The 9264-nt window shown below is 60.3% G+C and carries 9 protein-coding genes; 5 read left to right on the top strand and 4 right to left on the bottom strand.

The genetic code is table 11. The features are described 5' to 3' along the window. Positions 1-481: 481 nt before the first annotated feature. Both J1M87_RS27565 and J1M87_RS27560 read left to right on the top strand, forming a co-directional pair. Positions 482-763 carry a hypothetical protein gene (locus tag J1M87_RS27565; protein WP_206492828.1) on the top strand — a complete coding sequence of 94 codons (282 nt, stop codon included), beginning with the start codon at positions 482-484 and terminating at the stop codon, positions 761-763. Positions 764-1089: 326 nt separating this feature from the next. After that, on the top strand, positions 1090-1299 hold the full coding sequence (locus J1M87_RS27560; RefSeq protein WP_206492827.1) for a PLD nuclease N-terminal domain-containing protein: 210 nt from the start codon (positions 1090-1092) through the stop codon (positions 1297-1299). Between the two features lie 60 nt (positions 1300-1359). On the opposite strand, the gene J1M87_RS27555 is transcribed toward J1M87_RS27560, so the two are convergent. From J1M87_RS27555 to J1M87_RS27545, 3 genes are read right to left on the bottom strand one after another with little or no spacing between them, the layout of a single operon-like run. Continuing rightward, the gene (locus J1M87_RS27555) at positions 1360-1626 is read right to left on the bottom strand and encodes a hypothetical protein (RefSeq protein ID WP_206492830.1); all 267 of its coding nucleotides are present in this window, start codon (positions 1624-1626) and stop codon (positions 1360-1362) included. 2 nt (positions 1627-1628) lie between these two features. Beyond that, positions 1629-2024, bottom strand: a complete 396-nt coding sequence (locus tag J1M87_RS27550) for a hypothetical protein (protein ID WP_206492826.1) — start codon at positions 2022-2024, stop codon at positions 1629-1631. 41 nt (positions 2025-2065) lie between these two features. Continuing rightward, on the bottom strand, positions 2066-2380 hold the full coding sequence (locus J1M87_RS27545; protein WP_206492825.1) for a hypothetical protein: 315 nt from the start codon (positions 2378-2380) through the stop codon (positions 2066-2068). Positions 2381-2665: 285 nt separating this feature from the next. On the opposite strand from J1M87_RS27545, the gene J1M87_RS27540 reads away from it, so the two are divergent. From J1M87_RS27540 to J1M87_RS27530, 3 genes are all read left to right on the top strand, one after another. After that, the gene (locus J1M87_RS27540) at positions 2666-3628 is read left to right on the top strand and encodes an alpha/beta fold hydrolase (protein WP_206492824.1); all 963 of its coding nucleotides are present in this window, start codon (positions 2666-2668) and stop codon (positions 3626-3628) included. A gap of 3007 nt (positions 3629-6635) precedes the next feature. After that, the gene (locus J1M87_RS27535) at positions 6636-6941 is read left to right on the top strand and encodes a transposase (RefSeq protein WP_029256938.1); all 306 of its coding nucleotides are present in this window, start codon (positions 6636-6638) and stop codon (positions 6939-6941) included. Next, a complete protein-coding gene (locus tag J1M87_RS27530) occupies positions 6893-7831 on the top strand; it encodes an IS3 family transposase (protein WP_230793658.1) in 939 nt (312 codons plus the stop codon). The genes J1M87_RS27535 and J1M87_RS27530 overlap by 49 nt, the downstream gene beginning before the upstream one ends. 1198 nt (positions 7832-9029) lie before the next feature. On the opposite strand, the gene J1M87_RS29550 is transcribed toward J1M87_RS27530, so the two are convergent. Beyond that, positions 9030-9137: a type I-E CRISPR-associated protein Cas6/Cse3/CasE gene (locus J1M87_RS29550; RefSeq protein ID WP_374222431.1), complete on the bottom strand. Its 108-nt coding sequence runs from the start codon at positions 9135-9137 to the stop codon at positions 9030-9032. Positions 9138-9264: the final 127 nt, after the last annotated feature.

The following is a 9264-nucleotide window of genomic DNA, read 5'->3' as shown; positions in this document are numbered from 1 at the left end:
TGCCGGACTTTGGCGATGACCTGCTCGGGGGTGTGTCTGCGTGCCATGATTCGTGAATTTCCTCCTGTGTCCATTCTCGGACACGAAACTCACACAGACACTGGACTTCTACCTGGGGACCCAACCATTAGCGAGATTGCGCAATCTCACTCAGGGAGATTCGCATTCGAGATAGTCGTGGGGCGTCGCCGAGTAACCCCGCCTGTGGGGAGATTAGGCATGTGTTCACGATTGAGGGCGCCAAGTTCTGAATACTCAACAGGAGCCCGATTCGGTCGGTCTAGACACCGCAGCAATCGCCGTCAACAGCTGCCTGTTGGTTTGCCCACGGATGTAGGGAGGTTTTTCTGTTTTGTTGTCAAGGTGCAGAGGGACTGTGGGATCCGAAGCGTCGAAATCATCGAACAATACTCGGAGAATCAACCCACCTTCTGATCGCCCTTTCATTCCGACGGTCAAACCCGGGGGTTATCCCGGCGGCATGGGGGCGCGGACGATCAATGCACTCGCCGACGGGGCACCGACCTTGGGTGGATCGTTCGCTACGGCCGCGTTCAACGTCGGTGCGGCACTGGGACCGGCACTCGGCGGGCTGGCGATCGGGGTGGGTCTGAGCTACCGCGCCACCGCTCTGGACGAGCGCCGCGCTGGTGACACTCGCGATCGTCATCGGCGCAGCCACCTTGTCTCTGTGGCGGCATCCAGCGTCTGTCCACGAGCCTGTCCCCGCCTGACCAGATACCAGGATCACCGAGCGTGGTGACTGCGCTCTGCACGCAACACGGCGCGTATCGGAATGACGTCGACCAGATACCGCCCACCGACCGAAAGAGTCGTTTCGGTCGGTTACGCTGGACAGTGAACCACTACGTGAGAGGGAGCCGTGAGAATCTGGAATTGGTTGATGCTCAGGATCTCTTCTATCGGTGGATCGCCGAAGTTTCGGAAGATAGCCGACAGTCCAATTTGGGCCGGAAGCAACGACTGCAAGCTCTGATTCAACCGGTAGTAGGTCTTGCGAGGTTTCGCCGAATCGGGCTGATTTCCTGCAGAAAGTTGCCGAGCTTACGTGCCAGCTAAGGAGACAAAATGTTGAACGGAGTTGCAGTGTGGGCGCTCGCGGCACTGCTGGTTCTCTACGCAGCCGCATTTCTCACAGCCCTCGTCACATGCGCTGGGGCAAATCGGCTCACTCCCACACATTGCGCGGGATGGCTGATCGGGATCCTCATACTTCCACTAGTGGGCCCTATGGCGTGGCTGTTGTACGGGCGACACACCGAGCCCCCGCTGGCCTGATCCGCCAGCGGCGATCAGCAGCTCTCACGTCTCCGGTAAGGCGCGAAATGGCAGCGAAAACTATAGACTGCGTGCGGTATTCGCAGCCTGTAGCCTGGCAGCCTGTCGACGCAGCTTGAACGCAGCAACGAAGTGAAAACCTGCCACCACAATTAGACCCGCACCCGCGATGGTCGTCCGGGTGCTACCCATGGTGAGAAGGCTGATTGCCGCAGCGAGGCCAATTGTTCCGAAGATGGTGCGGGCGATCCAGCCGGGTTTGCTGGTGTCCTTCACCGCCGCAGCGCCGTGGATCGGCGGGGCATCCGAACTCTCGCTGTGGGACATGACTATTCCTTCGCCTCGGGCGGAAGTGGGTCGCCTGGGAGGATGGGAGATTTCGGGAAGTACCATTCACCGTCTTCGCTTTGTATGGGTCCGAAGTTCTCCGAAAACCGTGGAGCTCGGTACCAGATTCGCTTCTCTGGCGGGAGAGCATCGCGCGCGGCCAACGCAGCGCGTGTTTCATCAACGAACATCCGGTCCTCTCTCGACAACCTGAATTCACCACTGTGGTCGGTCCTCTCGACATCGCCTCGGACATAAATCCATGCGATGAAACCGGCGCAGATAGCGAAGATCCCCGCGACGACCGTCCATACGTTCAGGGCGAACCCCGTCAACACGACACCCCCGGCGAACACCATCGCTCCGACGGTCAACCCGGTGTAGAGCTGCTTCGTCATCTCATGGCCCACTTTCCGAAAGGGATTGGCGCATTGACCTTCTAGCGCGAGACACCACCACATAGGACGCTCGTGGCAGCGCCGACGACCATCCTGATGACACTGTCCGCGTTCACTTCCTGAACTTCTCCCCCGCAGCCACCGACGAAAAGCACCGACCCACGGATCGCCTCAACCTCCACATTCTCGAAAACCGTTCCATCATCAAGCCAGAGGGACACGTTCTCGATCGCTTCCCCACCCGACAGCGCATCTTCGCACGCCGTCTGCACGACCACACTGAATGTCGCACGCCCACTGTCCATATCGGATCTCAATGACACGGCCACTCGCCCCACCCTTATCCGTTCGCTCATCGAGATTCCCCATTGTGAGGACAAGTCTGCGCACTCGACCATCGTAGTAAGGTCTCGCCGCCCGCGGTTCATGCAGCCGCGGGCGTACAGCCGGGCGCGTTTCCGGCGGCAACGCGAGATCCAGACGCACCGGCGGGCATTGACTCACGCGTGCACGGGATGCATCGATCGCTCTGCGCCACAACACGACAACGGCACACCGAAATCTGCAACACTGACTTCAAGCAATTCGCTTGCATCACTGGATTTTTCAACGAGACACCGATCGTCCAGTAGGAGTTGACCATGAACGTCATCGATCACACAGCAACGACCACTCTGATGTCCGGTGAGGCTTCGACCATCGCCACGGAAGACGGTGTGCCGCTACGAGTGAGGGAATGGGGACCACGATCCGCCCCGCTCACGGTGGTCTTCTCCCACGGATTCTGCTTGCAGACCTCAACGTGGGCTCCGCAATTGGCGTACCTGCGCAGCCACTGGGGCGATGAGGTGCGACTCGTCGCTTACGATCAGCGCGGACACGGCGAATCGGGGACTCCACCAGCGCACTCGTGCACCATCGACCAGCTCGGCCGCGACGTGCAATCCATTCTCGATGCGATCGTTCCGTCCGGTCCCACGTTGCTCGTCGGACACTCGATGGGAGGGATGAGCATCCTCTCGCATGCTCGCCAGTACCCTCAGATGATCGGATCGCGCGTCGCGGCAGCTGCACTGATCTCCACCTCTGCGCGGGGGCTCGCGACGGCCGGACTGTTTCCGATCGTCAACACGCCCGTCATCAACACCTTGCGCGCCGTCAGCGCTCGCCTCCCTCTCGGCTCATGTCCACTCTCCGCGGTAATTCCGCCGATTGCCCTGGACCACATCACGTACGGCCGCGGCGCAATCCCGAAGCACGTTCGCAGACACACTCACCGAGTCATCACCAGCACCAGGCTCGCAACCTGCGCAGGTTTTCTGGAATCTCTCCAACACCAAGACACCTCCGACGCGCTCAACACCCTGTCGACGATTCCCACAATCGTCGCCTGTGGAGACGCCGATTACGTGACACCACTACGCAATTCGATACATCTCGTGTCTGGATTGAACCGAGACACGCTCTTCGTGCGAATCCCGAAGGCTGGACACCTCGCACATCTCGAACAACCTGATGTGGTCAGTGAAGCCATCGTTGCTCTCGCCGCACGTTCTGCAAGAACTGCCGGACACGGTTCTGCGCCCACGGCTTCCGTAGGCTGACTCGACGACGACATCCAGCGACTCGTCCCAGCGATGGCACCTTTGTCCCGCTGTGTCTGTCCCTCAATCGGATTCAACGACTCCTGCCGTCGTCCGATCAACACGGCAGGTACCCTGCAACCCATGAAACGGATCGCCACCATGGCCGCTGGCGCGACACTCTTCGTTGCAGGGCTTGTGGGAGTGTGGTCTACCATTGCGTTCGTCGAGATGTTCGCGAGCCAGGTTCTCCTATTCGCAGCCATTTGCTTCGCAATGATGATCGCTGCAGGTGCTGGCCTCGTAATCCGAGCCTTCACAGCCATATAGTCGGACCGAATGACCTGCCCTTTGACAAAAATGGGGCAATCTACTGGAGACCAACAGGTCGGCGTCGCAGCGACAAACCGATTGCACTGTCGAGCTTTTCATCGAACCGAGCCGATATCCGGCCCGAGGGCCGGTTCACCAATTCCGCTCCGCCGCAGGTCCGAAACCAGTTCCCAGAACGATCCCGCAATGGAGCGGGACGATCTCGTGACGCCGCCTGATCCGAGGTTGGCCGACCGAGCAATCCCACATTTGTGGGGAGAAGCACCCCATGTGCGGGGAAGCTGATAGACGAGCACGATGTATCCGTCGTCGTCAGAGCGATCCCCAGGAATAATGGGGAGGGTGGCAAGCGCCGGAGACAAGGCAAATCGCCGGTCCACCTCGAACGATCCCTACGCACCCACCTCCCGCATAGCGCGGGCGACACTCCTCGCAGATCCTTGGACACTCCAACTGTGTGCGAGCAATCCCCGCCAGCACGGGGAAATGGGGTCTCCGGAGCAGAGAGATCACAAAGCCGTTTTCGGCACAATCTCCACATATCCGGACGTACCGATTCTCGTCACGAACACCCACGCGTTCACCGAGCAATCCCCACACAGGTGGGGAGAAATCCTTTGGACATCCATCATCGCAAAATGTCCTCGAAAGATCCCACGCCCGCGTGAGGATTGGGATCGGGTGACCGCCCAGCCCAGTCGGGTCCCCAATCAATCCCCGCACACTCAGGAAGGTTTCAACTTCGCGATCGGGATGCCGCTACCCACGAGCGATACCCCAATTCGTCTGGAGGAGGTTGCGGGCTCGCAAGCACCGTCTGGGGGATAAGTCGAGCGAGCTCCACTCGCGTGGGGAAGTCGAAATGTTGAGCTTGCCGACCTCCGGCCACTCGCCACTCGCCACTCGCCACTCGCCACTCGCCACTCGCCACTCGCATGGTGAGATTCGCATCCGGACTGTCCGCGTGGGGAGCCCTTTCGGGCAACCCCCGTGCAGGGGACGTTAGGGTGCTGGCGATTTGGGTCAGCCGATCGACGAACAATCCCCATGTAAGTGGGGAGGTCCGTCACGGCTGCCCCAGTGGCGGCTTCGCTTACGAACAATCCCGCGCATGCGGGCGTGCACGAGCAATCCCCACATACGTGGGGAGGTTGTCGAACGACCCCGCGAACGCATGCCGGTGCCCGAGCAATCCCCACGGACGCGGGGCGGGTTGGTTGAGGTTTCCCAGTTTCGGACCTTCCAGACTTGTGGTGCGGTCTGGTCTCCCAGTACCGCAACGATGCACTCGTTTGGATGGAGGATCGCTGCAACTGTGTGTCAGTAGCGCGGAGCGTGCCCGCGTCGAACTGTGCTTGACGCCCCCGCACAAGCGGGGAAGGTAAACGATGGTCAGCTCAGAGCACTCAACCAAAGAGCAATCCCCACCTACGTGGGGAGCTTCCGACGCAGCCGATCCCGAACTGGGATTACGACGAGCAATCCCCACGTATGTGGAGAGGTTAGTTCGGGAACGAATTGGCCCGCGTGGCTTTTCGAGCAATCCCCACGTACGTGGAGAGGTTTCGCCCGCGATCTGGATGACCTGCTCGTTGTTCGAGCAATCCCGACGTACGTGGGGAGTTTTCGTCGAGGGTTGCGAGGTACATCGTGAGCGTCGAGCAATCCCCACGTACGTGGGGGATGGCACGGCGATCGGTGCCGGTGCAGGTGGATTGCGAGCAATCCCCACGTATGTGAGGAAGTGTGTGCGTTGGCTGTCCGGCGCGGAAGCGCTCCGCTCAGTCCTCAGGCACGCGGTGAGGTTGGCACAGCGAACCCCGAGTCGGACCGCACGTTTCGGATACTCCCACCTGATTGGGGACGTCGCGTTCGGGTGTTGCCAGACCCGGTTCGTATCCGTGCAATCCCCACACAGGTGGGAGGTTCAGTGGTGACGGCACCGGAGTCTTTGGGCTACAGAGCAATCCCCGTACGAGGGAAGGTTGACATGGGAGCCCAGCCAGGGCCACGTATGTCGAGGAATCCCCACGTACGTGGGGAGATTAAAATTGGTGGGTTCGTGTTGACCCGCTCAACAGAACAATCCCCACATACGTGGGGAGATTCAGTGCCCGGTGGTGGTGGCGGCCGATGGCGGCGAGCAATCCCCCCGTACGTGGGGAGGTCTGTGCGCTTAACCCGCACGGCCCGCCAGTCTCCGAGGGATCTCCACGTCTTAGGAGGTGCGTCAGTAGTGCGGTGCGTGCCTGCGTCGAACTGTGCTTGACGCCCCCGCCCAAGCGGGGAAGGTAGACGATGTTCAGCTCAGAGCACTCAACCAAAGAGCAATCCCCACGCATGAGGGGGGACGGAAGGAGTTGTTGGAAACATGTTTTGCGTACTGAGCAATCCCCAGCCTGGGGAGGTTCTCGGAATGGCCATCAGATCCGCCCGACGCTTCGAGTAATCCCCACGTACGTGGGGAGGTTAATCACCGGTAGTGCGGCCAGCAGAGGTTCCTCCGAGCAATCCCCACGTACGTGGGGAGGTTGTCTACACCCCGCCTCGCGGATGGCGAGAGCTCGAGCAATCCCCACGTACGTGGAGGGGAGGGATGGGGCGGCTAGCGGTGAGGAATGTGTGCAGTGAGGTTCACCCCGGATGGTGGACACCGAGATAGCGGGACCGAGGGTTCCGCTGGGAGGATGTCCTCATGTCCCGCACTCGCAGGTCTTTTACGACCGAGTACAAAGTCGAGGCCGCCCACCGGGTGATCGATTCCGGCCGCACGATCGCCGAGGTCTCCCGTGAACTGGGCATCAACGAAGCCCTGCTCGGACGCTGGGTCGCCGACGAACGACGACGCGTCGATGCTGCCGCAGAGTCTGGCGATCAACCGTTGACTGCCGCCGAACGCACCGAGCTTGCTCGGCTGCGCAAGCAGGTCTCCGAACAGGAGAAAGACATCGCATTCCTGAAAAAAGCGTCCGCGTACTTTGCGGCGAATCAACAAAAGTAGAGCGCTACTCGTTGATCGCTGCGGAGTGCGCGAACTTCGCGGTCCACCGGATGACGCGGCTCCTCGATGTCTCGACCTCCGGCTTCTACAAAAACCAAGGACTCAGTGTTCGAACAGGATTGGGCGAACGGAAACAGCGCCGCGCGGACTTGGAAGTGAAGATCCTCGACATCCACAGAGAATCGAAAGGTGTGTACGGGTCCCCTCGGATCACCGCCGAACTGCACGACGGCGGAGAGATCATCACCGAGAAGACTGTCGCCAAACTCATGCGATCACTCGGCATCGTCGGGATCAGCCCGCGGACATTCAAGATTCGCACCACTGTCGTCGATCCGCTCGCCTCGTTTCCGGACGACTTGGTGCAACGGCAGTTCGATCAAGGCCGGCTCGATGCCGTCTGGACATCCGATATCACGTACCTGACCTGCGGTGAAGGTGACATGTATTTGTGTGCGATCAAGGACGAGCACTCGAAGAAGGTTCTGGGATGGTCGGTGGCGGATCATATGCGGACCGACCTTGTCATCGCAGCCTTGGACATGGCCGTCGAAGCGCGCGGCGGCGGTGTAGCCGGCACAATCATGCACTCGGACAGAGGAAGTCAGTACACTGCAGAGATCATGAAGCAGGCGTGCGAGCGATACGGGCTGCGCCGTTCGATGGGAGATACCGGAATATGCTGGGATAACGCCGGTGCCGAAAGTCTGTGGTCGACGTTCAAGCACGAATACTACTATCGTCACATCTTCGTCCATGCCGCCGAATTGGTTGCTGCGGTTGACTACTGGATGAACTTCTACAACACTCGACGTCGGCACTCCACGATCGGGATGCTCAGCCCCACGGACTACGAACAGTCACTGACCGCGACCTCGATGGCCGCGTGACCACTGTCCACTTTTCGGGGTGAACCTCACAGAGCAATCCCCACGTATATGGGGCGATTCTCATCGTCGGCGACAGGCAGTACCGGGTTGTCGAGCGATCCCGCGTATGTGGGGAGGTTGCTGGATACGCTCCTCGTTCCACGGCCACTGTCGAGCAATCCCCAGGTATGTGGGGAGGTTAACACGGGTATACCCGAAAGCACTTGGCGCTACGAGCAATCCCCACGTGCGTGGGGGATGGTACGGCGATCGGTGCCGGTGCAGGTGGATTGCGAGCAATCCCCACATCCGTGAGGAAGTTGGAAGATGTTGTTGGAAACATGTTTTGCGTACCGAGCAATCCCACACACGTGGGGAGGCTATCGGTGCGGTGGGCGCTGCGGGCTGGGCGTTCGAACAATCCCCACTTACATGGGGAGGTTACGTCGCTGATGGTTTGCATCAGGTGCGGTGTCCGAGCGATCCCCACGTACGTGGGGAGGTTCGCCGGTCGGAGCAAGCGCTGCATCATTCGTCGAGCAATCCCCACGTGCGTGGGGAGGTTTCGGTCCGTCCGCGTCCACCAGCGCCTGTTCCCGAGCAATCCCCACGTACGTGGGGAGGTTTGCTGTTTTTTATTGCAGCAGTGGCGTGGTTCCGAGCAATCCCCACGTACGTGGGGAGGTTTGAACGTGCCAGCCATTGTTTCCGTGTGTGACCGAGCAATCCCCACGTACGTGGGGAGGTTCAACGCCGCGCCCACGCGCTCCATCGACACATCGAGCAATCCCCACGTATGCGGGGAGGTTTCGGTGGCAATCGTGAAAGCGACAATTCGTTCCGAACAATCCCCACGTATGTGGGGAGGTTGATCTGAGCATCAGAGCGGGCGGAATGTCATGCGAGCAATCCCTACGTACGTGCGGAGGCTTGCCGACCTACCACCTGACCGCCGGATCGTTGCGAGCAATCCCCACCAGTATGGGGAAGTTACTTCCACGCAGTCTGTCCATAATGCTGTGTCCGAGCAATCCCCCCTTGTTTTCGGGAGGTTTGGAGTCTGCGGTAACGGTTGTGGGGGCGGTCGGTTGTGGGCACTGCTGCGATGGTCGTCGTCAGCTGTGTGTGGTGAGTTTCCCCTGGGTGTAGGGGAGGTTTCGTCTGTTTTGTTGTCAAGGTGCTGTGGTGCGTGTGGCGGGCCGAGGTGGTTCGTTGGGGGCTAGTTTCGGGTTTTGGGGCGCATGGTCAGGAGCATGCCGCAGCCGTAGGCGCGGGCTGCTCCGATTCCGGTGGTCAGTGCGGTGAGGTGCGCTTGTGGGTCGGTGATGGTGGATTGCGAGCAATCCCCACGTATGTGAGGAAGTGTGTGCGTTGGCTGTCCGGCGCGGAAGCGCTCCGCTCAGTCCTCAGGCACGCGGTGAGGTTGGCACAGCGAACCCCGAGTCGGACCGCAC

It is taken from the genome of Rhodococcus sp. KRD162, from assembly GCF_017168335.1.
Classification (GTDB): Bacteria; Actinomycetota; Actinomycetes; order Mycobacteriales; family Mycobacteriaceae; genus Rhodococcoides.
Note: the sequence above shows the minus strand (reverse complement) of the source record. Positions and strands in the feature narration are given on the sequence as shown.

What these genes read in the sequence shown, in the direction of transcription:
- J1M87_RS27565 (WP_206492828.1), top strand. Translation starts at nt 482, where the DNA reads ATGGGGGCGCGGACGATCAATGCACTCGCCGACGGGGCACCGACCTTG.
- J1M87_RS27560 (WP_206492827.1), top strand. Translation starts at nt 1,090, where the DNA reads ATGTTGAACGGAGTTGCAGTGTGGGCGCTCGCGGCACTGCTGGTTCTC.
- J1M87_RS27555 (WP_206492830.1), bottom strand. Translation starts at nt 1,626, where the DNA reads ATGTCCCACAGCGAGAGTTCGGATGCCCCGCCGATCCACGGCGCTGCG.
- J1M87_RS27550 (WP_206492826.1), bottom strand. Translation starts at nt 2,024, where the DNA reads ATGACGAAGCAGCTCTACACCGGGTTGACCGTCGGAGCGATGGTGTTC.
- J1M87_RS27545 (WP_206492825.1), bottom strand. Translation starts at nt 2,380, where the DNA reads ATGAGCGAACGGATAAGGGTGGGGCGAGTGGCCGTGTCATTGAGATCC.
- J1M87_RS27540 (WP_206492824.1), top strand. Translation starts at nt 2,666, where the DNA reads ATGAACGTCATCGATCACACAGCAACGACCACTCTGATGTCCGGTGAG.
- J1M87_RS27535 (WP_029256938.1), top strand. Translation starts at nt 6,636, where the DNA reads ATGTCCCGCACTCGCAGGTCTTTTACGACCGAGTACAAAGTCGAGGCC.